Consider the following 25848-nt stretch of genomic DNA (forward strand, 5'->3'; position numbering starts at 1 on the left):
AGATTCATCGATAATGGGATGGGTTCCGCACGGCGCCCGTGCTACGAGGCCGGGAAAACAACGTTATGAGATACCCCGATGCTTCCCTGGATTGAGCTGGACCGCGCAACGATTCCCGGTGATGGCGGCGATCTGCGCCTGAAGCGGCGCGGCAGCGAATTCTCCATCATGCTCGGCTCGAACGAGTTGATGAACAGCCGGCTGAGCGGATCGGAAGAGGCGCTGGCGACGCTCGGCTGCGAACGCATTGCAGGCCGGAAAAACCCCGGCATTCTGATCGGCGGCCTCGGCATGGGGTTCACGTTGCGCGCCGCCCTCGGCGTATTGGCCGAGGATGCCCGCGTCGTGGTTGCGGAGCTGGTGCCGGCAGTCGTCGATTGGGCGCGCGGACCCATGGCGGATATCCACCAAGGCACGCTCGACGATCCCCGCGTCCACGTCCATGTCGGCGATGTCGGCGCGCTGATCCGGTCTAAGAAGGATGCCTATGATGCCATCCTGCTGGATGTCGACAACGGCCCCGACGGTTTGACGCGCGCTTCCAACGACAGCCTGTATGACCACAATGGTCTTCGAGCCGCAAAGCTCGCGCTTCGCGCGGGTGGCGTGCTTGCCGTCTGGTCATCCGCGCCGGACAGCGCTTTTACGCGCCGATTGCGCGATGTCGGCTTCGCCGCCGACGAGGTGAATGTGCGGGCCAATGGCAAGCGCGGCGGTGCCCGCCATGTCCTGTGGATCGCGACAAAACCGTCTCAGCCGAAGTAGCGCACGCGCACTGCGTCGATCGCGACCGCGATGAAGATCATGATGCCGCCGATCATGCCGACATAGAAGGACGGCACGGAGATGATCGCCAGGCCCACCTGGATGACGGTCAGGAGCAGCACGCCGCCCAGAACGCCGATGACGCTGCCGCGTCCGCCAAAAACCGAGACGCCGCCGATGATCGGTGCCGCGATGGCGTAGAGCAGGTAGCTCGAGCCCTGGTTGGAGGTGATCGCCATCTGCCACGAGGCGAGCAGGTAGCCGGCGACGCCCGCGAGAAAACCGGCGATCGTATAGGACAGGATCTTCACCCGGTCGACGCGGATGCCGGCGGAATTCGACGCCACCTGATTGCCGCCGACCGCGAAGATCGAGCGCCCGAGCACGGTGTGGCGCAGCAGCACATACATGCCGAGGATCGCCAGCACGAAGACGATCGGCATCAGCGGCCAGCCGCCGAGCGTCGTCTGGCCGATCCACACGTAGCCAGGGCTGAGGCTGGTGATGGTGCGCCCCTGCGTCAGCGCCAGCAGCGCGCCTTGCAGGATGATCATCATCGATAGCGTCTGGATCAGTGACACCATCTTGAGCTTGGTAATGCAGATCGCGTTGAAGAAGCCGATCAGCGTCGCCGCGCCGATGCCGATGAGGGCGGCGAGCGCGAAGGGCAGGCCGAGATCGGTGTTGGCCATCGCGCCGAGCGCCGAGGAGAAGCCGACATTGGCGGGGATCGACAGGTCGATTTCCGCCACCAGCAGCGGCAGCGCCATGGCGAGCGCGATCATGCCGAGCACGGTCGCCTGCACCATGATGTTCTGCAGGTTGAACAGGGTGAAGAAATACTGGTTGAACAGGCCGAAGATCACGACGAGCGCGATCAGCCAGATCCACACGACATTGTGCAGGATCCATCCCGTCGTCGAGCTTCGGCGGGTGCTGGTTGCGGGCGGCTTGGTCGTCTTGGCTGTCATGGTGGTATCGCTCATCTGAATGTCTCCTCTTGCGCGGCGCGCCGACCTCCTCGATCGGTGCATCCGGCGCTTTATCCGAGATTGCGCAGCCGGCTGCGCGAAATGGCCTCTCCCGCCAGTTCCTCCCGGATACGTCCGTTGTGGAAAATCAGCACGCGGTCGACCGCGCGCACCAGTTCGTCGGTGTCGGTGGAAATGATGATCACGGAAACGCCGGTGCGGCTCAGTTCGTCGACGATGCGCAGCACATCCTGCTTCACGCCGACGTCGATGCCGCGCGTCGGCTCGTCGAGCATCAGGAGTTTCGGCTTGGTGGCGAGCACCCGGCCGAGGCAGACTTTCTGCTGGTTGCCGCCCGACAGCGTATCCACCGCCACGCCACTGTCCGGCGCCTTGATGCCCAGCGACTGGAAATAGCGCTGCGACAGGGCGCGTTCCTGCTCCGCATTCATAAAGGCGCCCCTTGCAAGCGCCACCTCGGCCGACAGCGAAATATTCTCGGCGATCGACATCTGCGAGATGGAGCCGTCCTTGCGCCGGTCGTCGGAGAGATAGGCGATGCCGGCGGCGAAGGCCTCGGCGGGATGGGCGGGCAGGGTGCGTGCCTCTCCGTCCACAAACGCGATCGTCCCGGAAGAGGCCCGCTGCAAACCGAAAAGCGCACGCGCCAGCTCTTTGCCGCCGCCACCCGGCAGACCCGTGACGCCGACGATCTCGCCGGCGCGGATTGCCAGGGACGGCACGTCGAGCGTGCCGGAGCGGATGTCTTTCAGGATGACGGCCGGCGCACCGGCGGGGAATTGCCGTTTTTCACGCTCGAAGAGCACGAGGCCGCGCCCGAGCACCAGTTCCGACAGGTCCTCGGAGGTGAGGCTGCCGACATCCTCGGAGCCGCCGGCATAACGCCCGTCGCGCAGCACGGAAACGGCGTCGCAGATTTCCAGGATTTCGTCGTTGAAATGCGAGATGAAGATGAAGGTCACGCCCTCGCTTTTCAGCCGGCGCATGAAGTCGAAGAGCTGGGCGCGGTCGTCGACGGTGAGGGCGGCGGTCGGCTCGTCGAGGATGATGACCTTGCCGCCGGAAAACATCGCCCGCAGGATGTTGATCTTGCGCCGCGCCACGGCATCCAGCGCGCCGGCGCGGGCGTCGGCCGCAATGCCGGTGCCTTCCAGCATGCGCTCGGCATCCTGCCGCAGCTTGCGCCAGTTGACGAAGCCGAAGCGGCGTTGCGGCCAGATGCCGAGCATGAGGTTTTCGGCGGCACTCAGGTGGTCGATGATCATCGGCTCCTGCGTGACGAGGAAGACGCCGGCCTTCTCCATCGCCTGCACGTCCACATGCGCGAGCGGCTTTTCATCGAGGTAGATCGTGCCGGAGGTCGGCTTGCGCTGGCCGGACATGATGCCGACAAGCGTGCTCTTGCCAGCACCATTCTCGCCGAGCAGGCCATGGATGGTGCCGGCGCGGACCGACAGGTCGACATCCCGAAGGGCGACCAGGCCGCCATAGATCTTGCCCAGGTTTTCGACCCTCAGCACGGTGCGTGCCGCGGGTGAGGCCTCAAGTCGGGATGTCGGCGCTGTTGTCATGGGGTCCTCATGCTGGTGAAGGACGATGCCGCCCTCACGGCGGCATCGTCCCGTTCAAACCGGCGGCCTATGGGAGGCTGGCCGTGTCCGGTATCAGGTATAGGGGATGTTCCACTCCTTCTCGGCGATGTAACCCCAGTGACGCTTGTCGTCGGCGTTCGACGGATCGATGACGAAGGGCGGGATGATCAGCGTCGGCCCGGTCTTGCCGGCGACGATCTCGCCCTTCTCCCAGAAGTACTTCTTGTTTTCGTAGGCGCCGGTCGGAACGGCTTCCTTCTTCATCGCGTGCTTGGCCAGCATCTCCACGGCGATCTCGCCATAGGCGATCGGATCCTGCGAGACGCAGCCATCCATGTAGCCTTCCTTGATCCAGTTCAGCGCCACCGGCTCGCCATCGATATTGACGAAGATGACATGGCCTTCCTCGCCGACCTTCTTCCAGCGACCCTTCTGCTGGAGCGCGGTGACGATGCCGCGTGACGGGCTGTCGGACGGGGCGTGCACGGCGTCGAGGTTCGGGAATTCGGAGAGCGTCGAAAGCGTGACCGCCAGCATCTGGTCGAGCGCGCCTTCGGTCGGACGGGCCAGATAGTTGATGTCCGGATATTTGGCGAATTCCGCGTCCATGCCTTCCTTGCGCTGGCGCCAGGCGACGGATTGCAGCGCGCCGAAGCAATTGAGCACCGTACCCTTGGGGCTGCCATGTTTCTTGGTCAGGCCCTTGATGATCTCCTGCGCCGCCATGACGCCGCCGAGATGGTTGTCGAAGCTGACGGTGATATCGACCTCGCCGCCGTCGGTCGGCGTATCGATGATGGCGACGGGAATGCCCTGGCTCTTGTAGCGGTTGATGACGCTGACGATGGCCTGGCTGTCGATCGGATCGCAGACGATGCCGGCCGGGCTTTTGAGCATCAGGCTCTGCCATTGCTCAAGCTGGCGGGTGTTGTCGAAGCTTGCATTGGTCGCCTGGAATTCCCAGTCATTGGCCAAGACGGCCCGCTTCACGGCCTCTTCCTGGATGACGAAGAAATAGTAATCGAGGCTCTTGTTGCTGTAGGGCACGAAAGGCTTGGTCTGGGCAAAGACGTTGCTGCCACCGGCAAGCGTTGCCGCGCCCAAGGCCGCGCCTGCCTGCAGTAGGTGGCGACGGCTGATCTGAAGATTTGCGCTCATCTGGTTTCCTCCCTCGAAAAGCTAGCAAAACTAGATTTCCACTATATCGGTACGATGTCAATAGCGCTGGCCTGCGTCTGAAGTCTCCGGAAAACCCCGCTGACTAACTTTTCAGTATGAAAATCTAGTGCGTAAAATCAATGTGTTAATCGACACAGTTCCTGCCGGAACGACGGGGATCGAAAACCCCGGTTCCGGCGTCGTTTTCGCCAAGTCGGCAATGCCAGTCTACGTTGTTTTACTAGATTTTCGCATTTCCACGTAGGCAGAACCATCGAATTTTCCCACCACCATGCCATCGGATTCTCGCGTGAACAGGCCGTTTTCCACGACGCCGGGGATGCGGTTCAGTGCGATTTCAAGTTTGCCGGGCTCGGCAATCACGCCGCAATGGCAGTCGAGAATGAAATTGCCGCTGTCGGTGACGACCGGCAGTTCGTCGCGCATGCGCCGTTCGATGCGAATGCCGGAAATGCCGTGCTCGGCCAGCGTCTTCCTGACCATGCGGTCCGTCTGCTTCCAGGCGAATTGTACCACTTCCACCGGCAGCGGAAACCCGCCCAGCCGATCGACGATCTTGCTCTCGTCGCAGATGGTGATCATGCGCTTCGAGGCATGCGCGATGATCTTCTCCCAGAGCAGGCAGGCGCCGCCGCCCTTGATCATGTTGAAATCGCGGTCGATTTCGTCCGGCCCGTCGATGGTCAGGTCGATCTCGCCGATCTCGTTCGGCTCGGTGATCTGGATGCCGACGTCGCGGGCGACGTCGATGGTGGAGCGCGAGGTGGTGGTGCAGGTGAGCTTCAGGCCGCCCGCGACATGTTTGCCGAGCTCGCGCACGAAGAAATGCGAGGTCGTGCCCGAGCCGAGGCCGAGCTTCATGCCATCGCGCACGAATTCCTCGATGACGCGGCGTCCGGCCGCCTTCTTTGCTTCGTCCTGGGTGCTCATGGGGTCTGCATTCCTCCGGTCTTTCAGATCTTGTCGGTTTGCCAGCTGTCGAGCGCCGGCAGTTGGTCAGGAAACTCGGAACCGCTGATCACCGCCATGGAGGTGACCAGCATGTTGACGACGAGGTGATGGTTGAGGCGCGAGGCGATCGGCGTCAGCAGCTCCGTGCGCTCATAGGGCGTCACGGCGATGAGCACGTCGGAAATGCTCGCAAGCGGGCTGTCGGCCGCGGTTATCGAGACGACGCGCGCGCCGCGGGCGCGAACGGCGGTCGCGACCTCGACCATCTGCTTGGTATGGCCGGATTGCGAGAAGATCAGCGCCACTTCGCTCGGCTTCGAGGTCTCGGCATGCAGCCATTGTTTCTTGCGGCCGTTCACCGCCGCACAACGCAGGCCGAGGCGCTGGAACTTGTGCTCGGCATCCACCCCGGTGATCTCGGAAATGCCGCTGGAATAGATGCCGATCCAGGTCGCGCCGTTCAAGAGTTTGGCGCCGGCCTCGATCTGGGCGGGGATGATGTCCTCCAGCCCGCGCTGGATGGCGTTCAGCGAGTTGCGCGCCGTCTTGCGCACGATGTTCTCGACCGAATCCCCGGCGACGATCTGCTCGTAGGCGAAAGGGGCCGAGGGCACGAGGCTCTGGGCGAGGTAGAGCTTGAAATCCTGATAACCCTGGAAGCCGAAGCGCCGGCAGAAGCGCATGATCGTCGGATCGCTGACGTCGCATTCCTCCGACAGCTTCGCCATGCTCATGTGGAGCACCTGGTTGGGCTGCGTGCTGACGAAGCGGGCGACGCGCGCTTCCGCCGTGCCCATCTCGTGGCTTTCCTGCAAAATGCGTTGCAACAGGCTATCGCTGGTCATTCCTGCACGTCTCCTTCGACAAGCGGTTGGCGCAGGGTGGCGAGGTCGGAAAGCCGGGTGAGGCGGTAGGCCGGCGCCACGTCGAGCTGCCGGCCGGTCCCCCAGGGAACGGCGTAGAACGGCACCCCGGCGCGCGCCGCCGTGGTCTGGTCCACGGTCGTATCGCCGACATAAACCCAGCGCCCGGCCGCAAGGCCCATGCGCGTTGCGACAGTCAGGAGATGAATCGGGTCCGGTTTGCAAGCCGGCACGTCATCGGCGCCGGCGACGGCGTCGAACAGATGGCCGATGCCGAGGATGTCGAGGATGCGCAGCGTCAGCGCGTGCGGCTTGTTGGTACAGATGCCGAGGCGGAAGCCCGCTCCATGCAGCACATGCAGGTCTTCCTTCACGGCCTCGTAGAAGCGGGTCAGGCGCGAGGGCGTGCGGTTATAGGCGGCGAGATAACCTTTGACAGCGCGGTCCACCGTTTCGTCGTCGCTTGGCAGGCCGAGTTCCACCATCATGTCCAGCAACAGGCGGCGCGGCCCGTTGCCGATGAAGCGCTCGACAAAAGCGACCTCCAGCTGCGGCCAGCCCTGTTCGGCGAAATATTCGTTGACGCTAGCGGCAATGTCCGGCGCGCTGTCGATCAGCGTGCCGTCCAGATCGAAGATCAGGCCCTCGCATTCCTGGTCGCGTGTCGTCATCGCTGCTGCCCTCATGTCTGAATGTCGTCGAACGCGCGCGACAGCGCGTGCAGATTGTCGCGCAGCGCCGGATAAAGCGCCTGATAGACCGCAAAGCCGGGGCTTAGCCGCGCCCGGCCCGCCGCATCCGCTGCCTCGCGGGTGAGGGGACGGCACAGTGCCGCCGCCTGTTCCGGCGTGTCGTAAAGGCCGATGCCGAGGCCCGCAACCAGCGCTGCGCCAAAGGCAGCGCCTTCCGCTGCTCCCTGTGTCGTCACCACGTCGCAGCCGAAGAGATCGGCCTGCATCTGCCGCCACAGCACCGAGCGGGCGCCGCCGCCGGAAGCCTTGACGACGCTGGCCTCGATGCCCGCCTCGCGCATCACGGTGAAGATGTCGTAGAGCGCGAAGGCGACACCCTCCATCACGGCACGCGCCATGTCGGACGGCCCGTGCAGCCCCGTCAGACCGATAAAGGCGCCGCGCGCATCCGGATCGGAATGCGGCGCGCGCTCGCCGTTGAGATAGGGCAGGAAGACGAGGCCGCGGCTGCCGGCCTGGCTTTCGGCGGCCGCCGCGGCGATCTCGTCATAGCTCCAGTCGCGGCCGGCGGCGAAACCGCGCAGCAGGCGCTGGAACCAGCTCATGGCGAAACCGGCATTCAGCGTCACGCCCATCGCATGCCACTTGCCCGGCGCGACATTGCAGAACACCTGCAGGCGGCTGCCGGGATTGTCGATCGGCCGGTCGAGCGCCGAGGCGACGATGCCGGCGGTGCCGATCGTCGTCTGCACGTCGCCGGGCGCAATCACGCCAGAACCGATGGTCTGGATGACGCTGTCGCCACCGCCGCCGACCACGGGAATGCCCTCGGCGAGCCCGAACAGCTCCGCGCCGGAGCGACTGACGCGGCCGGTGATCTCCGGCGATTCATGGCAGGGTGCAAACAGGCCGGCGTCGATATCGAGCTTTTCCATCAGCGAAAAGCTCCAGGCGCGGGCGCGCACGTCGAACAGGCCGGTGCCGGAGGCATCGGAAACCTCCGTCGCCTTTTCGCCGGTCAGCACCAGCCGCAGGTAATCCTTGGGATTGAGCACCTGCTTTAGCCGGCCGAACAGGTCCGGCTCATGGTTGCGCATCCAGGCGATCTTGCCGCCGGTATAGCCGAGCAGCATGCGGTTGTTGGTGTAGCCTCGCAGCGCCGCGTCGCCGCCGGCTTTTTCCGTCAGCGCTTCACATTCCGCGCCGTTGCGCTGGTCGTTCCAGAGCAATGCCGGGCGCAGCACGCGGTCGGCCTCGTCGAGCGGCGTCAGCCCGTGCATCTGGCCGGAAAGGCCGATCGCGCGGATTTCGACGTCGCGATGGGCGGCAACGAGCCGGCCGACAGCCTGGCGCGTGCCCTCGATCCACAGCGCCGGATCCTGCTCCGTCCAGCCGGGGCGCGGCTGGGCGAGGTCGTAGGTCGCGGTCTCGCTGCCGATCAGCGCGCCGTCGGTCGCGAGCAGCAGCGCCTTGCAGCCCGATGTTCCGATATCGATCCCGAGGACGGCCTGCCGCATGGCTCACAGCCCTTCCGGCTGGTCGAGGCGGATGCGGATATGCTTGAAATTGAAATATTCTAGCATGCCCTCGCGGCCGTGCTCATAGCCGACGCCGCTCTGCTTACGCCCGCCATAGGGTGCGTTCATCACCCCGGCATCGACATTGTTGACGGCGACATTGCCGTAATCGAGCCGGCGCGACAGGTGGCGGATCTCGGCGGCATCCTGCGTGTAGAGATAGGAGGCAAGCCCATAGGGCGTGTCGTTGGAGAGGTTCACCGCCTCCTCCAGCCGGTCGAACGGCATGACGCCGACGAGCGGCCCGAACGTCTCCTCCGTCATCACCTTCATCGTGTGATCGCAATCGGCGACCACGGTCGGGCGGAAGAAATGACCCTTGGCAAAGGCCTCGCCTGGCGGCCGGTCACCGCCTGCGGCAAGCCGGGCGCCCTTGGCGAGCGCGTCCTTCAGGTGGTCGATGGTCTTGTTCAGCGGCTCTGTCGAGGCCATGGCGCCGATATCGGCATCGGGCTGCGTGAGCCCGTTGGCGACGGTCAGCTCATCGGCAGCCTTCGCAAGCCCGGCGACGAAAGCCGCATAGACCGGTCGTTCGACATAGATGCGGTTGATCGCGATGCAGATCTGGCCGTTGTTGCGGAAGCTGCGCCGTGCGGCACCCTTGATGGCTGCGGCGAGGTCTGCTTTCGCGGTGACGATCATCGGGCAATTGCCGCCGAGTTCCAGCGACAGGCGCTTGATGCGCGGGCAGGTCTTCTGGATGTGCAGGCCGACGGCGGAGGAGCCGGTGAAGGCGATCTTGTCGACATCCGGATGCTCGACCAAAGCCTGGCCGACGACGGAGCCGGAACCGGTGACCACGTTGACGACGCCTGCCGGGATCTTCGCCTCCTTCACCTTGGCTGCGATGGCGAGCGCGGTGAAGGGCGTCAGTTCCGCTGGCTTGACGACGATGGTGCAGCCTGCGGCCAGCGCGCCGCAGAGCTTCCAGCCGATCAGCTCCGCCGGATAATTCCACGGCGTGATGGCGCCGACGACGCCGATCGGCTCGCGCACCACATGGCTTTCGCTGTCGGTCGTGTCGTTCGGAATGATCTCGCCATGCACGCGCACCGCCTCTTCCGCATAGAAATGGCAGGCTTCCGCCAGCTTCAGGATCTCGCCGCGCGCCTCGTTGACCGGCTTGCCCTGTTCCAGCGTCATCACCTTTGCCATGGCGTCAGCATCGGCGGCGATGACCTCGCCGAGGCGATGTAGTGCTGCGGCGCGCACCTTGGCGGGCGCTGCCGCCCAGTCCGGAAAGGCCTTGCGGGCGGCAGCGACGGCGGCGTCGATTTCGTCCTGGCTCGCGAGCGCGATGGAGCCGATCTCCTCCAGCGTCGCTGGATTTTGCACGGGAATCGGGCGGCCGCGCCCGGTCACGAAATCGCCGTCGATAAACAGTTTGCCGCTGAGCTGGTCGAGCATTGTACCCATCGTTCTTGCAGTGGACTTCAAGGGCGCCTTCGCGCCGGATCGCTGCAATATATAGTATAACTACGCATCCACAAGCCCTGTCGCCGCCACGAATTCGATTTTTGCGCCTGCGAAATCACGTTGCGTTGCAGCAGCAAAGTGACAGTAAATCATTGTGTTGATGAAATATTTTGTGCGCGGACACGCCCGCTGCCGCGACGCTCGCATTCCTCGGCGTATTTTGGATTGACGAAAAAATGAAGTAATACTAGTAATGTCGCATCCCAAGGAGGACTTCTCATGAGCATCGATTTTCCGAAGGCTGCGCGCCTCGTCGGCCGCGTCTGGCGCCCTGAACTGGAAGGCCCGTCCGTCGTCATCGTGCGCGACGGCGTGCTGTTCGACGTCACGCGGGAGGTGGCCACCGTCGCCGACTTCCTCGACCGGGATTGTGTCGCGACCTTCGACGCGCTGACCGGCGAACGGCTCGGCCCCGTCGAGGATTTCGTCGCGAGCCCGGCGGAGATGGGCAATGGTGCGCCCCGCGCCTGCCTGCTCGCCCCCTGCGACCTCCAGGCGCTGAAGGCCTGCGGCGTCACCTTCGCGCGCAGCATGATCGAGCGTGTCATCGACGAGCGCACCGCCGGCGACCCGCAGCGCGCCGAGGAAATCCGCCAGCGCATCGGCGACCTGATCGGCGGCAGCCTGACCAATGTGCGCGCCGGCTCGGAAACGGCCGAACATGTGCGCGGCGTGTTGCAGCGCGAGGGGCTGTGGTCGCAATATCTGGAAGTCGGCATCGGGCCGGATGCGGAGGTCTTCACCAAATCGCAGCCGATGTCGTCCGTCGGCCACGGCGCGCTCGTCGGCGTCAACACGATTTCACGCTGGAACAATCCGGAACCGGAAATCGTGCTCGCCGTCAACAGCCGCGGCGAGATCCGCGGCGCGACGCTCGGCAACGATGTCAACCTGCGCGATGTCGAGGGCCGCTCCGCCTTGCTGCTCGGCAAGGCGAAGGACAACAACGCCTCCTGCGCCATCGGCCCCTTCATCCGCCTGTTCGACGAGGGTTTCGGCATTGCCGATATCGAGAAGGCGGAACTGAGCATGTCGGTCCGCGGCGAGGACGGGTTCGAACTCGCCGGCCGCTCCAACATGGCCGAGATCAGTCGCGCGCCGGCCGAACTGGTGCGCCAGACGCTGTCGAGCCATCAATATCCGGACGGCTTCATGCTGTTCCTCGGCACGATGTTCGCGCCGACGCAGGATCGCGGCACACCGGGCAGCGGCTTCACACATCAGGAGGGCGATGTCGTGGAGATCTCCACACCGCTGCTCGGCACGCTCGCCAACACCGTCACCTCCTGCGACAAGGCCGCCCCCTGGACCTTCGGCACGCGCGCGCTGATGCGCAATCTCGTGCAGCGCGGAGTTTTGGGGTGATGCGTGTCGTCGTCACCGATTACGCCTTCGGAAATGTCGACCGGGAGCGTGCGACCGCTATGGCGGTGGCCGCGGCCTTTTCCGAACACCAGTGCCGAAGCGAGGAGGAGACCATTGCCGCCGTGCGCGATGCCGATGTCGTCTTCAACAATTTCGCGCCGATGAACGAGCGCACCATGGGCGTCATGGCGCATGGCGCCACCGTCATCCGATACGGCGTCGGCGTCGACAATGTCGACCTGGAAGCGGCGCGGCGGCTGGGCGTGCATGTCTGCAACGTGCCCGATTACGGCGTCGAGGAAGTCGCCGATCACGCCGCCGCCATGGCGCTTTCGCTAGCGCGCAAGCTCGGCCGCTATGACGCCGGCATCCGCGCCGGCAAATGGAAGATCGGCGCGATGGTCGATCATGTGCGCTCACTCGGACAATCGACCGTCGGGCTTGTCGGCTTCGGCCGCATCGCTCGCGCCTTTGCTGCGCGCATGCAGGCTTTTGGTGCCACGATCGTCGCCTATGACCCCTACGTTTCCGCTGCCGATAGCGCGACGATGCTGCCCCTCGACGATGTCATTGCGCAGGCCGATATCCTTTCGCTGCACGTGCCGCTGACGCCGGAAACCCGGCATATGATCGGCAAGGCCGAGATCGCCCGCATGCGCAGGGGCGCGATCCTGATCAACGTCTCGCGCGGTGGGCTGGTCGATGAAATGGCACTCGCCGACGCGCTTGCCAGCGGCCATCTGGGCGGCGCCGGGCTGGATGTGTTCGAGAAGGAGCCGCTTCCGGCAGGGGCGCCGCTTCGCGACGCGCCCAGTACGATCTTCTCGCCCCATGCGGCCTTCTTTTCCGATGCCTCGGTCGAGCGCCTGCAACGGCTGGCGGCGGAAGAGGGTTTGCGGGCGCTGAAAGGCGAGCCGCTGCGTTGCGCCCTGACATGATGGAGACGCCGATGGCCTATCTCAAGCAATTCGATCTCACCGGCCGCACGGCGCTGGTGACCGGCGCGGGTCAGGGCATCGGCGCCGAATGCGCCGCAGCCCTTGCCGAAGCCGGCGCGCATGTCCATTGCACCGATCGCGACGGCGCCCGCGCGACGGAAACGGCGAAACGGCTGAAAGCCGCCGGCTTCAGCGCCGATGCCCATGCGCTCGACGTCACCGACACCGCCGCCCTCGAAACCCTGGCGACGGCGCTGCCGCCGCTCGACAGCCTGGTCTGCAATGCTGGCGTCGTCACCAACACGCCGGCGGAGGAGATGGGGGACGACGAGTGGGAGCGGGTGATCTCCGTCAATCTCACCGGCGTGTTCAAGACCTGCCGCGCCTTCGGCCGGCGGATGCTTGCCGCAGGCCGCGGCTCCATCGTCACGATCGGCTCGATGTCCGGCAGCATCGTCAACACGCCGCAGCCGCAGTGTCACTACAATGCCTCGAAGGCCGGCGTGCATCACCTGACGCGTTCGCTTGCGGTCGAATGGGCCAAACGCGGCGTGCGCGTCAACGCGGTCGCGCCGACCTACATCGCCACCCCGCTGCTCGACAAGCTGAACGAACAGCCGGAGCTCATCCGCCGCTGGCTGGACCTGACGCCGATGGAGCGATTGGGCAAACCCTCGGAAATCGCTTCGGTCGTCCTGTTCCTCGCCTCGGACGCTTCGAGCCTGATGACCGGCTCGATCGTGACGGCCGATGGCGGCTACACGTCGATCTGATCGCTTGCTCGGTTGTGGCAATCTCCAGAATCTCTCTTGTCATGTTGTAAGTACAACATTATAGGATGAAGAGAAGATATCTGGAGGGTGCCATTTATGTCCGAACGCCGTGAGCTGGCGAACGCCATTCGTTTCTTGACCGTCGACGTCGTGCAGAAGGCGAATTCCGGGCATCCCGGAACCGCCATGGGCATGGCCGATATCGCCGAAGTGCTGTGGAACGATTTCCTGCGGCACAATCCGGCGAATCCGAAATGGCTGAACCGCGACCGCTTCGTGCAGTCGAACGGCCATGGCTCGATGCTGATCTATTCGCTGCTGCATCTGTCCGGTTACGGCTTGACGGTCCAGGACCTGAAGGATCACCGAAAGCTGCATTCGAAGACGCCGGGCCACCCGGAATACGGCATCACGGCAGGCGTCGAGATCACGACCGGCCCGCTCGGCCAGGGGTTTGCGACGGCGGTGGGCATGGCGTTTGCGGAACGCAAGCTGGCGCAGGATTTCAACCGTGACGGTTTTCCGGTCGTCGATCACTTCACCTATGTCTTCGTCGGCGACGGCTGCCTGATGGAGGGCGTTGCGCAGGAGGCGGCCTCGCTTGCCGGCACGCTGAAGCTCAACAAGCTGATTGCCGTCTACGACGACAACAAGATCTCGATCGACGGCGAGACGCCCGGCTGGTTCGCCGACGACAGTGCGGCGCGGTTCCGCGCGCTCGGCTGGAACGTCATCGCCGACGTGGACGGGCACGACGCCGCGGCCATCGCCGCCGCCTTCGCTGCCGCCCGCCGGTCTGAAGACAAGCCGACGATGATCTGCTGCAAGACGATCATCGGCTATGGTTCGCCGAACAAGCAGGGCAAGGAAGAGGTGCACGGCGCGCCGCTCGGCACGGACGAGGTGGCCCGGACGCGCGAACATCTCGGCTGGAAACACGAGGCCTTCGTCGTGCCGGAGCCCGTCATGCAGGCCTGGGACGCCCGCGCGCGCGGCGAGCGGGCGGAAGCCGAATGGAACACGCTCTTCGCGGAGTACAGGAAGCAATATCCCGATCTTGCCTCGGAGCTGGAGCGCCGCGGCGCTGGGAAGCTGCCGGACAATATCGATGCGGTGGTGGCAGGCGAGGTGACGCGAATTCTTGCCGCCACGCCCGTCAAGGAGCCGATCCGCAAGGCCTCGAACCGTGTTATCGGCAATCTCCTGAAAAGCGTTCCCGAGGTGATCGGCGGCTCGGCCGACGTGTCGATTTCCACGCTCGCCTGGACGGGTGCTGCCCGCTCCATCACGCCCGACGATTTCTCCGGCAACTTCGCGCATTACGGCGTGCGGGAATTCGGCATGTCGGCCATGATGAACGGCATGGCGGCGCATGGCGGATTGATCCCCTACGGCGCCTGTTATCTCGTCTTCAGCGATTACAGCCGCAATGCCGTGCGTCTTGCCGCGCTGATGGGCCTCAAGGCGATCTTCCTCTACACGCATGATTCCATCGGCGTCGGCGAAGACGGGCCGACGCACCAGCCCTGCGAACAGCTTGTAGCCTTGCGCGCGATCCCGAACATGTCGCTGTGGCGGCCGGGCAGCGAGCTGGAGGCGCTGGTCGCCTGGGAGCACGCGCTGAAGCGGCAGGGGCCGAGCGTGGTGGTTGCCGCGCGGCAGGACGGCGGTGTCTTCAACCATTCGTCGGGCGATCTCGATGGTATCCGCAAGGGCGGCTATGTGCTGAAGGATTCGGCGGGCAAGCCGGATGTCGTTCTCGTCGCGACCGGTTCGGAACTCGGCCTCATCCTCGAAGCGGCGGCGGTGCTTGAAGGACAGGGCAAAGCGGTGCGCCTCGTCTCCATCCCCAACGGCAACCTTTTTGCGCGGGAGGATCGCGACTACCAGAACAGCGTGCTTGCCTTCGGCACGCCGACGGTCTTTGTCGAGGCGGCGTCGCCGCTTTACTGGTACCAGTTCCTGAAGGGGCCGGGTACGGTCGTTGGCGTCGACCGCTTCGGAGAATCGGCGCCAGGACCGGAGATCTATCGCCTGATGGACCTGACGGCCGAGCGGGTCGTCTCCGAGGCCGAGCAACTGCTGCGTTAATCACAAGGGACGGGGAAGACATGTATCTCGGCATCGATCTTGGCACCGGTTCGGTCAAGGCCCTTCTGATCGACGACGGCGGCAAGGTCGTTGCCGAGGCCTCGCGTGTCTATCCCGTCTCATCCTCCGTGCCGGGTTATGCCGAGACCGCACCGGCCGACTGGTGGGCGCAGACGGTGGCGGCCGTGCGCGCCTGCTGCGAAGGGCGCGGTAGCGAGGTCCGTGGGATCGGCCTGTCCGGCCAGGCCCACGGCCTCGTCATCCTGGGCGCTGACGCCAAGCCGCTCCGGCCCGCCATTCTCTGGGCAGACCAGCGGGCGACGGCCGAGATGGATGCCGTGCTCGCCCTGCCGGAAACGGTGCGCCGCCCGCTCGCCAATCCCGTTATCAGCGGCATGGCGGGCTTGTCCCTGCTGTGGCTGAGGCAGAACGAACCGCAGACCTACGCCGCGATCCGCCGCATCCTTTCTCCAAAGGACTGGCTGCGGCTCATCCTGACGGGCGAGACCGCGACGGAGCCGGCCGATGCGTCGATGACGCTGCTTTACGATGTCGGGGCTGACCGCTGGGCGACGGACTTTCTCGGCTCGCTGTCGATCGATCCCGCAATCCTCGCGCCGGTCGTCGAGTCCCACGCGGTGGCGGGCCGGTTGACGGGTGCGGCCGCGGCGGAACTCGGCCTTGCGCCCGGCACGCCGGTGGCCGCCGGCCTTTCGGATACGGCCTCCTGCCTGTTCGGCATGGGACAGACAAAACCCGGTTCGACCATCCTCCAGGTCGGCTCCGGCATCCAGATCATGTCGGTCGTCGAGGCCATCGAGCCGCGGGTCCAGCCCTTCTACAACAGCTATCGCGGCATCGGTCGCAGCCTCTACTCCATGGCCGCCTTGCAGAATGGCGGCACGGTGTTCGAATGGGCGCGCATGGTCCTCGGCGCCTCCTGGCCGGAAATGTACCATGCGGGTTTCGAGGAAAACGAAGGAAACGGCGGCATCGTCTTCCTGCCCTATGTCACGGGGGAACGCGCGCCGCTGCTCGATCCGAATGCCTCTGCCACCTGGGCCTATATGCGCCTCGGCTGCACGCGAAACCAGCTCATCCGGTCGGTCTTCGAGGGCGTGGCGCTAGCGGTGCGCGACAGTTGGGATGCGATGAAGGGCATCGGCGTTTCGGCCGACCGCATCCTGCTGACGGGTGGCGGCAGCACCGATCCGCGCTGGCAGCAAATGCTGGCCGATATTCTCGACATGCCGCTGGTGCCGGCGCATGATCTCGGCAATGCCACCATCGGCGCCGCCTATCTCGGCGGCATCGCCGCCGGCCATTGGCGCGGCCCGGACGATATTCCCTTTCCGGACGAGCTTGGCGCGCCGGTCGAGCCCCGGCCGTTCGAGGGGCTTGACGATCTCCTTGCCCGTTTCCGCGCAACCTATCGCGGCCTGAAGCATATCTGAGGCTCAATACGTCCGGTGCAGGTCGATGGTCAGCCGCGTGCGATCGGGATGATGCCAGGACTCGTAATATTCGAGCACCTGCTTGTTCTGGTCAAAGGTGACTTCGCGGTTGAACAGGACGTAGCTGTTCATCTCCACATGCAATTGCGCGGCGATCGCCTCTTCATCGATGCGGGCAAGCTCGACCTGGCGTTTTCCGGTCGTCGCCACCGCGTCGTAACGCTTGGCAAGGTACTGGTAGAGCGAGACCTTTTCCAGGTCGTTGGATTGCAGCAGGTCGGGAAAGCGCGAATAGGGCAGGTAGTTGCGCACCACGAGGAAAACCACGCCGTCCGCATAACGCAGGCGCTCCAGGAAGATCGCGTCGTTTTCGCCGATCTGTTCGGCAATGTGGGCCGGCGGCTTGATGCGCTCCTGCTTCAGCACCCGGGTCGTCAGCTTGAAGCCGGCCTTGGCCATGCTTTCGAGCAGCGGATCGAGCTGCTGGACAAGCGCGATCGGCACCTTGCGCTCCAGCACGAAGGCGCCCCGGCCGCGTTCCGTCTCGATGAGGTTGTCATGGGCGAGCGATTGGAGGGCCTGGCGGACGACGCTGCGCGACACGTCGTACTGCTCGCAGAGTTCGCCTTCGGTCGGCAGCTTGCTGCCGGGCGGATAGGCGCCCGTCTCGATGGCCGCCCGCAGCGTTTCTGCCAGCTGGAAATAAAGCGGGATGGGTGAATTGCGTTCGATGCTCATGCGAATCTCTTCCTCCCGGACCAGGGCCAGCCGACTGTGCCTGTTGTTCCCATGACATGACAAGCGGACATCTCGAAAAGCATCGGCTCTCTTTGCAGGCTGTTGACACCGGGAACCTAGTTTGAGTATGTTGTCCGTACAACATTACAAACGGCTATCCTGATATAGCAGAATAGGCCGACGACATCAAATCCGGGAGTTGCAAGGTGGGTGTGAGTGAAGCTGTCATCGAGGGTGTATCGGCGCCGCGCGTCGTCGCCAAGGCGCGCAATTCAGGTCCGCATCCGTCCAATCCCGGCGTCGCGTTCTCGATGGATCCGGTCGAGGCGGTGCGCGTCAATCTCTCGGCCGCCGAACGCCGTACGGCCTCGCTTGCCGGCCGCCGCACCGTCAAGAAGGAGTGGCAGGCCGCCTGGCTCGTGCGGGCGATCGAATGCATCGACCTCACCACGCTCAGCGGCGACGACACGGAAGGTCGCGTGCGCCGGCTCTGCGCCAAGGCGCGGCAACCCCTGCGCGAGGATCTTCAGGAAGCGCTCGGCCTTGCGAACCGCCGCATCACCACCGGAGCCATCTGCGTCTATCACCGTTTCGTGGCGACTGCCGTCGATGCCCTGAAGGGCAGCGGCATTCCGGTCGCGGCCGTCTCCACCGGCTTCCCGGCAGGCCTCTCGCCGTTCGAGACGCGCCTCAAGGAAATCGAGGCGTCCGTTGCCGGTGGCGCCGCCGAGATCGACATCGTCATCACGCGCGAGCATGTGCTGCGCGGCAACTGGCAGGCGCTCTACGACGAGGTGAAGGCTTTCAAGAAAGCCTGCGGCCCGGCGCATATGAAGGCCATTCTGGCGACCGGCGACCTCCAGACGCTGCGCAACGTCTCGCGTGCCTCGTGGGTCGCGATGATGGCGGGGTCCGATTTCATCAAGACGTCGACCGGCAAGGAAGGCATCAATGCCACGCTGCCGGTGACGCTGATCATGCTGCGCGCCATCCGCGACTATCGCGAGATGACCGGCCATGTGGTCGGCTACAAGCCGGCCGGCGGCATCTCCACCGCCAAGGATGCCATGGCCTATCTCGCGCTGATGAAGGAGGAGCTCGGCAATGACTGGCTCCAGCCGAACCTCTTCCGCTTCGGCGCCTCCTCGCTGCTCGCCGATATCGAGCGCCAGCTCGAACATTATGTCACCGGCCGTTACGCGGCCTTCAGCCACCACGCCATGGCCTGACGGCGGGCGAGGGGAGAATAGAAATGTCGATTGCAGAGATTCTTGACACGATGAGCTACGGCCCGGCCCCCGAAAGCGACAAGGAAGCGCGCGCCTGGATCAAGACGCTGGGCGGCGAGACGAAGCTGTTCATCGGCGGCGCCTGGAAAAAGGCGAAGACCGGCGAAAGTTTCGAGACCATAGCACCGGGTTCCGGTGAGGTTCTGGTGCGTGTCGCCCAGGCGGGTGCCGCCGATGTCGATGCCGCCGTCAAGGCCGCCGCCAAGGCGCAGCCGGCCTGGGCCGCACTTCCGGGCCATAGCCGCGCCCGCTACCTCTATGCGCTGGCCCGCCTCATCCAGCGCCACAGTCGCCTGTTTTCCGTGGTGGAAACGCTCGACAACGGCAAGCCGATCCGCGAGACCCGCGACATCGACATCCCGCTCGTCGCCCGCCACTTCTATCACCATGCCGGCTGGGCGCAGCTGATGGATGGCGAACTTGCCGACCGCGAGGCGCTCGGCGTCTGCGGCCAGATTATCCCGTGGAATTTTCCGCTGCTGATGCTCGCCTGGAAGATCGCGCCGGCCATCGCGCTCGGCAATACGGTCGTGCTGAAGCCCGCCGAATATACCTCTCTCACCGCCCTGCTCTTCGCCGAAATGTGCCAGAAGGCCGGCCTGCCGGAAGGTGTGGTCAACATCATTACCGGCGACGGCGCGACGGGCGAGGAGATCGTCAAGCACCCCGGCATTGCCAAGATCGCCTTCACCGGCTCCACCGAGGTCGGCCGCCGCATTCGCGAGGCGACCGCCGGCACGGGCAAGAGCCTGACGCTGGAACTCGGCGGCAAGTCGCCCTTCATCGTCTTCGACGATGCCGATCTCGATGCGGCCGTCGAAGGCGTGGTCGATGCCATCTGGTTCAACCAGGGCCAGGTCTGCTGCGCCGGCTCGCGCCTGCTGGTGCAGGAAAGCATCCACGATCGTTTCATCGCCAAGCTCAAGGCCCGCATGGAGACGCTGCGCGTCGGTGATCCGCTCGACAAGGTCATCGACATCGGCGCCATCGTGCATCCGGTGCAACTGGAGCGCATCCGCTCGCTCGTCGAGGCGGGTGTGAAGGAAGGCGCCACCCTGCACCAGCCGAAGGCCGGTGTTCCGGGCAAGGGCTGCTTCTATCCGCCGACGCTGTTGACCGGGGTGCATCCGGCCTCCACCGTCTCGCGAGTCGAGATCTTCGGCCCCGTGCTCGTCGCCACCACCTTCCGCACGCCCTCCGAGGCCGTGGAGCTTGCCAACAACACGGAATACGGCCTCGCCGCCTCCATCTGGAGCGAGACCCTGTCGCTCGCCCTCGACATCGCGCCGAAACTGAAATGCGGCGTCGTCTGGGTGAACGGCACCAACATGTTCGATGCCGGCGTCGGCTTCGGCGGTTACAAGGAATCCGGCTTCGGCCGCGAGGGCGGCCGCGAAGGGCTTTCCGCCTATAGCCGGCCAAAATGGCTCGCCAAGGCGAAGGCGATCGTCGAGAAGCCGGCGGCCCAGGCGACCGGCGACGTGCTCTCCACCGGTTTCGTCGATCGCACGGCGAAATTCTATGTCGGCGGCAAGCAGGCCCGGCCCGATGGCGGTTATTCGCGCGCCATCGTTTCGCCCTCCGGCGCGCTTGTCGGCGAAGTCGGCGAGGGCAACCGCAAGGACATCCGCAACGCCGTGGAGGCCGCGCGCAAGGCGACATCCTGGAGCACCGCCAGCGAGCACAACCGCGCGCAGATCCTCTATTACATCGCCGAAAATCTCGATGCCCGCGCCGGCGAGTTCGCCGACCGCCTCGCCGCCATGACCGGCCAGCGCCGGCAGGATACGATGCGCGAGGTTTCCGCCAGCGTCTCGCGCCTGTTCTCCTACGGCGCCTGGGCGGACAAGTATGAGGGCGCCGTGCACAAGCCGCCGATGCGCGGCGTGGCGCTTGCCATGAACGAGCCGGTCGGCACGCTCGGCATCGTCTGCCCCGAAGAGCCCGGCCTGCTCGGCTTCGTCTCCACCTTCGCACCGGCCATCGCCCTCGGCAACCGCGTCGTCGTCGTGCCGTCGGCAAGCCAGGCGCTCGCCGCCACCGATTTCTATCAGGTGCTGGAGACGTCCGACGTGCCGGATGGCGTGCTCAACATCGTGACGGGCGACCGGGATGCGCTGGCGCTGGAACTCGCCAAGCATGAGGAAGTCGACGGCATCTGGTACTTCGGTCCCGCCGCCACAGCCGGCGCCATAGAAAAGGCTTCGGCCGGCAACCTCAAACAGGTCTGGACGGAGCAGTTGCAGCGCGACTGGTTCGATGCGCGCCTGGGCGAGGGCCGGGAGTTCCTCGCGCGTGCCACGCAGGTGAAGAATATCTGGGTGCCCTACGGCGAGTAGGGCAGGGGAGGACGGCGGGCCACCCCGGCCCGCCTGAGAAAATGCCGGGCGGCGAGACGGCCTCCCGCATCGATATCGAAGACCGACGGTCCGCAGGGGGCCGCGCTTTTGCGCGCCCACCCTTTCGTGCGGCCGGAGATCAGGCATTGTAGACGGAGGAAAGACGTGTATCTCGAACGTTTCAGGCTCGACGGCGAACTGGCCGTCATCACGGGGGGAGGGCGCGGCATCGGGCTTGCGAGCGCCGATGCGCTGGGCGAAGCCGGCGCACGGCTCGCCCTCATCGAGCGTGATCCAGCCCTTCTGGAAGAGGCGCGCGCGACCCTTCAGGCCAAGGGCTACGACGTCTCCGTGCATGAGGGCGACGTCACCGACGCCAAGCGCATGCAGGCGATCGCCGACGAACTGGCCGCCAAGGGCGGCGCCTCCATCCTCGTCAACAATGCGGGCATTGCACTGAGCGACATTCCCGCCGAGGACATGGAAGACGAACGCTGGCTCAAGGTCATCGATGTCAATCTCAACGGCGTCTACTGGTGCTCGCGCGCCTTCGGCCGGCACATGCTCGACGCCGGTCGCGGCGCCATCGTCAATGTCGGTTCCATGTCGGGCTTCATCGTCAACCGGCCGCAGCCGCAGGCGCATTACAACGCCTCGAAGGCCGCCGTGCACCACCTGACCAAGTCGCTTGCCGCCGAATGGGCGCCGCGAGGCGTGCGCGTCAACGCGGTGGCGCCCACCTATATCGAAACGCCGCTCAACGCGCTCGTCGAGAACAACCGACCCATGTTCGATCGCTGGATCGATTCCACGCCCATGGCGCGCATGGGCAAGGACCACGAGGTCGCAAGCGTGATCCTCTTCCTGTCCTCCCAGGCAGCCAGCCTGATGACCGGATCGATCGTGCTTGTGGATGGAGGATACACGCTCTGGTGACTGCATCGTGCCGGGTGCCGCACCGCGTCGTGTTTGCCACAATAGCATGCAAACAAGTCAACTAGGAGGAGTTACCATGACCACGATCAAGACGCTTCTGGCAGGGTCCGTCGCCCTGTTCTGCCTCACCTCTGCCGCCATGGCGGCGGATTGCAAGGTGGGCCTCACCATGCCCTCGCTCAATGCGCCCTACTTCGCCGCGCAGGTCGCTGCCGTCGAGAAGGCCGCCAAGGACGCGGGCTGCGAAATCACCACGGCGGACAGCCAGAGCGATTTCTCCAAGCAGATCAACGACGTCGAAGACATGATCGCCAAGGGGATCAACATCCTCATCATCAATCCGCGCGATCAGGAAGCGCTCGTGCCGGTCGTCAATGGGGCAACCGCCGCCGGCGTCAAGGTCGTGGCCATGGACTCGACGCTGAATCCTAAAGCGAATTTCATCTCGCAGGTCCGCTCTTCCAGCGACGAGAACGGCCGCCTGGTCGGCGACTGGATCGCCAAGACGATGAAGGGCACGCCGATCAAGATGATCCTGCTGTCCGGCAACCAGGGCAATCCGGGTGGGCTCGAGCGCCGCATGGGCGTCATCAAGGGCATTACCGAAGCGCAGCTCGTCAACGAAGGCGCGGTCAACCTGCAGATCCTCGGCCAGGGCTGGGGCGACTGGGCGACGGACGGCGGCCTGAAGGCGGCGGAAGACCTGTTCCAGGCCCATCCGGACGCTAACCTCGTCGTCGGCGAGAACGATTCCATGGTGCTCGGCGCCGTGCAGGCGGCCAAGGCCGCAGGCCTCGACAAGATCCTCTTCGCCGCCGCTGCCGACGGACAGCGCGAGGCGCTGGCGATGATCAAGGACGGCGCCTACGGCGCAACGGGCCTCAACGATCCGGACCTCGTCGGCCGCACCGCCTTCGACGTCGCCTACAAGGCGCTGAAGGGCGAACTGCCGGCGGACTTCCCGAAGGAGTACTTCACGCCCGCCGACGTGATCTCCAAGGACAATGTCGACAAGTATTACAAGGCCGATTCCGTTTTCTAAATCGACAGCGAGAGAAGGATGCACCGGTTTCCGGTGCATCCCTTCGGGAGCCCAATGACAGAACTTGTCAGTCTATCCGGTATCCGGAAGAACTATGCCGGCGTGCAGGCGCTGAAGGGCGTGGATTTCGATCTGAAGGCCGGCGAAGTGCATGCGCTTGTCGGCGAAAACGGCGCGGGAAAATCCACGCTGATGCGCGTGCTCGGCGGCGAGACGGCGCCGACTTCCGGCAGGATCCGTCTTTACGGCGATGCGGTACAGTTGTCCGGCCCGCGCGATGCGACGAGCCGCGGCGTGTCCGTGATCCATCAGGAGCTGGCGCTGGCGCCGGACCTGACGGTGGCCGAAAACATCTTCCTCGGGCGCCTGCCGCGCCTCGTCAATCACGGCGCACTGCGCAGGGCGGCACGCGATATCCTCGACCGCCTCGGCTTCTCCATCGACCCCGCCGTGCAGGCCGGCCGCTTGACGGTCGCCCACCAGCAGGTGGTCGAGATCGCCAAGGCGCTGTCCAACAAGGCGCGCATCATCGTCTTCGACGAGCCGACCGCCGTGCTCGCCAACAGCGATGCCGAGCGGCTGCTCGCGATCATCCGCGAATTGCGCGCCGGCGGCACCGGCGTCGTCTACATCTCGCACCGCCTGAACGAGGTCTTCGACCTCTCCGACCGCATCACGGTGATGAAGGACGGCTCGCATGTCGAGACGCTGGAAACCGCCGCGACCGATGTCGATGCGGTGATCGCCCGCATGGTCGGCCGCCAGATGTCCGCGCTGTTTCCGCCCAAGGACGGGCGCGTGCCCGGCACGGTGATCGTCGACGTGCGCAACGTCACCCGCGGGCGCAAGGTCCGTGATGTCAGCTTTTCCGTCCGCGCGGGCGAGGTCGTCGGCCTCGGCGGGCTCGTCGGCTCGGGCCGCACGGAGGTCGCGCGCCTCGTCTTCGGTGCCGACAAGATGGATTCCGGCACGGTCGAACTCAACGGCAAGCCTTTGCACCTCTCCTCGCCGCGCGATGCCGTGCGTGCCCAGATCGGCCTCGTTCCGGAGGATCGCAAGGAACACGGTGTCATCCTCGATGCGCCGATCCGCATCAACACGACGCTCGCCAAGATCCGTAGCATCACCCGTTTCGGCATCCTGAACGTCGCCAAGGAACGGCAGGTCGCAACGGCGCTCGGCGCCGAGATGCGCCTCAAGGCGTCCAGCGTCGACGCGCCGGTCTCCAGCCTTTCCGGCGGCAACCAGCAGAAGGTGGCGCTCGCCAAGTGGTTCCATGCCGATTGCGACCTGCTCATCCTCGACGAGCCGACGCGCGGCGTCGATGTCGGGGCAAAAAGCGAAATCTACAATTTGATCAACGACCTGGCCAAAGCCGGCAAGGCGGTTCTCGTCATCTCGTCCGAACACCAGGAGCTGTTCGGCATTTGCGACCGCATTCTCGTGATGGCGGAAGGCGCCATCGTCGGTGAACTCGCCGAAGGCGCGTTCACCGAGCAGCAGCTTTTGACGCTGGCAATGACCCAGTCAGCCAGGAACAGGGATGAGGCAAGCCTATGACCAGTACACCCGCAAGCGCCGCCGCGCCGTCGTCCCTTGCGCCCCGCATTCTGGAGGCCGTCCGCCATTACGGCACGCTCGGCATCTTCCTGGTGCTGGTGATCGTCGCGTCACTGTGGTCCGATGCGTTCCTGACCGAGCGCAACCTGATGAACGTCGTGCGCCAGGTCGCCTCCGGCGCCGGCATCATGGCCGTCGGCATGCTCTTCGTCGTGCTGACGCGCGGCATCGACCTTTCGGGCGGTTCGATTGCCGCCGTCGGCTCGGTGCTCTGCGCCCATCTCATCGCCGCGCAGGGTTTCAGCGTGCCGCTGGCGATCCTGCTGGTCATCGCGACGGGGGCGGCCTGCGGCGTGGTCACCGGCTTCTTCGTCGCCTATATGCGGCTGCCGTCCTTCGTCATCTCACTCGCCATGATGGCGATCGCCCGCGGCATTTCGCTGATCGTCAGCGCCGGCCGTCCGATCACCATGGGAGAGCCCGGCGCGTCGCTCGTCGATTTCGGCAGCGGTTTCTTCCTCGGCATCCCGCAGCCGGCCATCCTGATGCTGCTGATCTACGCCATCGGCGCCGCGGTGCTGACCTATACGAGCTTCGGCCGCATCGTCACCGCCATCGGCTCGAATGAGGAGGCCGTGCGGCTCTCCGGCGTGCCGGTCGAGCGCTACGTGCTGTCTGTCTATGTCATCAGCGGCGCGTTGGCGGCGGTCGCGGGTATCGTTGCGGCCGGGCGCACGGGCATCGGCACGCCGCAGGTCGGCGTCGGCGCGGAGCTTGATGTCATCGCAGCCGTGGTCATCGGCGGCGCGAGCCTGATGGGCGGGCGCGGCAACATGTTCAACACGCTGCTCGGCGCGCTGATCCTCGGCATCATCACCAACATCATGAACCTTGCCGGCGTGCCGGGTTATCACCAGAACGTCTATCTCGGACTGATCATCATCCTGGCGATGCTCATCCAGTACGTCACCGCCCGCTCGCGGCGCTAAACCCGGAGAAGATCATGTCCCGTTCCTTCGGCAGTCCCAGCCGGTAACATCCAGCGCCGCGGTGAAATCGCGCGCCTCGGCGAACATCTGGCGGCGCTTGGCAGCAATCCCCTCGTCCTCATCGATGCCGACAAAAGAAGCGTCGTGTATCATGGCCTTGCTCCCTGGCTTGTGGTGCGGGCGAAAGCCCGATCAACCATTCGGGGTCAAAGGAGCAGGCAGGGCCTTGCTTGGCCTCGGCTGTTTA

Annotated in this window: 22 protein-coding genes; 12 read left to right on the forward strand and 10 right to left on the reverse strand. The window is 65.0% G+C overall.

What is annotated here, in order from left to right:
- Positions 1 to 78: 78 nt before the first annotated feature.
- Positions 79 to 765, forward strand: a complete 687-nt coding sequence (locus tag VGN93_RS07930; protein WP_327507020.1) for a hypothetical protein — start codon at positions 79 to 81, stop codon at positions 763 to 765.
- Here VGN93_RS07930 and VGN93_RS07935 read toward each other — a convergent pair.
- From VGN93_RS07935 to VGN93_RS07970, 8 genes are all read right to left on the reverse strand, one after another.
- Positions 753 to 1751: an ABC transporter permease gene (locus VGN93_RS07935; protein ID WP_327507021.1), complete on the reverse strand. Its 999-nt coding sequence runs from the start codon at positions 1749 to 1751 to the stop codon at positions 753 to 755. The genes VGN93_RS07930 and VGN93_RS07935 overlap by 13 nt on opposite strands.
- 56 nt (positions 1752 to 1807) lie before the next feature.
- The gene (locus VGN93_RS07940; protein ID WP_327507022.1) at positions 1808 to 3328 is read right to left on the reverse strand and encodes a sugar ABC transporter ATP-binding protein; all 1521 of its coding nucleotides are present in this window, start codon (positions 3326 to 3328) and stop codon (positions 1808 to 1810) included.
- A gap of 93 nt (positions 3329 to 3421) precedes the next feature.
- On the reverse strand, positions 3422 to 4507 hold the full coding sequence (locus VGN93_RS07945; protein ID WP_327507023.1) for a sugar ABC transporter substrate-binding protein: 1086 nt from the start codon (positions 4505 to 4507) through the stop codon (positions 3422 to 3424).
- Between the two features lie 228 nt (positions 4508 to 4735).
- Positions 4736 to 5458: a ribose 5-phosphate isomerase A gene (rpiA, locus tag VGN93_RS07950; RefSeq protein WP_327507024.1), complete on the reverse strand. Its 723-nt coding sequence runs from the start codon at positions 5456 to 5458 to the stop codon at positions 4736 to 4738.
- 23 nt (positions 5459 to 5481) lie between these two features.
- The gene (locus VGN93_RS07955) at positions 5482 to 6324 is read right to left on the reverse strand and encodes a MurR/RpiR family transcriptional regulator (protein WP_256116614.1); all 843 of its coding nucleotides are present in this window, start codon (positions 6322 to 6324) and stop codon (positions 5482 to 5484) included.
- On the reverse strand, positions 6321 to 7013 hold the full coding sequence (locus tag VGN93_RS07960) for an HAD-IA family hydrolase (RefSeq protein ID WP_327507025.1): 693 nt from the start codon (positions 7011 to 7013) through the stop codon (positions 6321 to 6323). Before VGN93_RS07960 ends, VGN93_RS07955 begins: the two co-directional genes overlap by 4 nt.
- Positions 7014 to 7024: 11 nt before the next feature.
- The gene (gene xylB, locus VGN93_RS07965; protein WP_327507026.1) at positions 7025 to 8551 is read right to left on the reverse strand and encodes a xylulokinase; all 1527 of its coding nucleotides are present in this window, start codon (positions 8549 to 8551) and stop codon (positions 7025 to 7027) included.
- 3 nt (positions 8552 to 8554) lie between these two features.
- The gene (locus VGN93_RS07970; protein WP_327507027.1) at positions 8555 to 10018 is read right to left on the reverse strand and encodes an aldehyde dehydrogenase family protein; all 1464 of its coding nucleotides are present in this window, start codon (positions 10016 to 10018) and stop codon (positions 8555 to 8557) included.
- 288 nt (positions 10019 to 10306) lie between these two features.
- Between VGN93_RS07970 and VGN93_RS07975 the strand changes: the two genes are divergently transcribed.
- From VGN93_RS07975 to VGN93_RS07995, 5 genes are all read left to right on the forward strand, one after another.
- On the forward strand, positions 10307 to 11452 hold the full coding sequence (locus tag VGN93_RS07975; protein WP_327507028.1) for a fumarylacetoacetate hydrolase family protein: 1146 nt from the start codon (positions 10307 to 10309) through the stop codon (positions 11450 to 11452).
- Positions 11452 to 12390, forward strand: coding sequence for a C-terminal binding protein (locus tag VGN93_RS07980; RefSeq protein WP_327507029.1), 939 nt, complete (start codon positions 11452 to 11454; stop codon positions 12388 to 12390). Before VGN93_RS07975 ends, VGN93_RS07980 begins: the two co-directional genes overlap by 1 nt.
- Positions 12391 to 12401: 11 nt before the next feature.
- Positions 12402 to 13163: an SDR family NAD(P)-dependent oxidoreductase gene (locus tag VGN93_RS07985; RefSeq protein ID WP_327507030.1), complete on the forward strand. Its 762-nt coding sequence runs from the start codon at positions 12402 to 12404 to the stop codon at positions 13161 to 13163.
- Between the two features lie 96 nt (positions 13164 to 13259).
- On the forward strand, positions 13260 to 15254 hold the full coding sequence (tkt, locus tag VGN93_RS07990; protein WP_327507031.1) for a transketolase: 1995 nt from the start codon (positions 13260 to 13262) through the stop codon (positions 15252 to 15254).
- Between the two features lie 20 nt (positions 15255 to 15274).
- Positions 15275 to 16708, forward strand: a complete 1434-nt coding sequence (locus tag VGN93_RS07995) for a xylulokinase (protein WP_327507032.1) — start codon at positions 15275 to 15277, stop codon at positions 16706 to 16708.
- A 3-nt stretch (positions 16709 to 16711) separates the two neighbouring features.
- Here VGN93_RS07995 and VGN93_RS08000 read toward each other — a convergent pair whose 3' ends face one another.
- Positions 16712 to 17446: a GntR family transcriptional regulator gene (locus tag VGN93_RS08000; RefSeq protein ID WP_327507033.1), complete on the reverse strand. Its 735-nt coding sequence runs from the start codon at positions 17444 to 17446 to the stop codon at positions 16712 to 16714.
- Positions 17447 to 17757: 311 nt separating this feature from the next.
- Between VGN93_RS08000 and deoC the strand changes: the two genes are divergently transcribed.
- The 6 genes from deoC to VGN93_RS08030 all read left to right on the forward strand — a co-directional run bounded on the left by deoC (position 17758) and on the right by VGN93_RS08030 (position 25601).
- Positions 17758 to 18675: a deoxyribose-phosphate aldolase gene (gene deoC / locus VGN93_RS08005; RefSeq protein ID WP_327507216.1), complete on the forward strand. Its 918-nt coding sequence runs from the start codon at positions 17758 to 17760 to the stop codon at positions 18673 to 18675.
- A 23-nt stretch (positions 18676 to 18698) separates the two neighbouring features.
- Entirely contained in the window at positions 18699 to 21074 is a 2376-nt protein-coding gene (locus VGN93_RS08010) for an aldehyde dehydrogenase family protein (RefSeq protein ID WP_327507034.1), read from the forward strand.
- Positions 21075 to 21239: 165 nt separating this feature from the next.
- Entirely contained in the window at positions 21240 to 22010 is a 771-nt protein-coding gene (locus tag VGN93_RS08015) for an SDR family NAD(P)-dependent oxidoreductase (protein ID WP_327507035.1), read from the forward strand.
- A 76-nt stretch (positions 22011 to 22086) separates the two neighbouring features.
- Positions 22087 to 23052, forward strand: coding sequence for a substrate-binding domain-containing protein (locus VGN93_RS08020; protein ID WP_327507036.1), 966 nt, complete (start codon positions 22087 to 22089; stop codon positions 23050 to 23052).
- A 54-nt stretch (positions 23053 to 23106) separates the two neighbouring features.
- Positions 23107 to 24612 (forward strand): sugar ABC transporter ATP-binding protein, encoded by a 1506-nt coding sequence (locus tag VGN93_RS08025; RefSeq protein WP_327507037.1) that lies wholly within the window; start codon positions 23107 to 23109, stop codon positions 24610 to 24612.
- Complete coding sequence (locus VGN93_RS08030; protein WP_327507038.1) at positions 24609 to 25601, forward strand: ABC transporter permease; 993 nt, start codon at positions 24609 to 24611, stop codon at positions 25599 to 25601. Before VGN93_RS08025 ends, VGN93_RS08030 begins: the two co-directional genes overlap by 4 nt.
- Before the next feature lie 12 nt (positions 25602 to 25613).
- Here the strand turns inward: VGN93_RS08030 and VGN93_RS08035 are convergent, their stop codons facing one another.
- Positions 25614 to 25754, reverse strand: coding sequence for a hypothetical protein (locus VGN93_RS08035; RefSeq protein WP_327507039.1), 141 nt, complete (start codon positions 25752 to 25754; stop codon positions 25614 to 25616).
- Between the last annotated feature and the right edge of the window lie 94 nt (positions 25755 to 25848).

It is taken from the genome of Shinella sp. (genome assembly GCF_035998705.1).
In the GTDB taxonomy this organism is placed as follows: domain Bacteria; phylum Pseudomonadota; class Alphaproteobacteria; order Rhizobiales; family Rhizobiaceae; genus Shinella.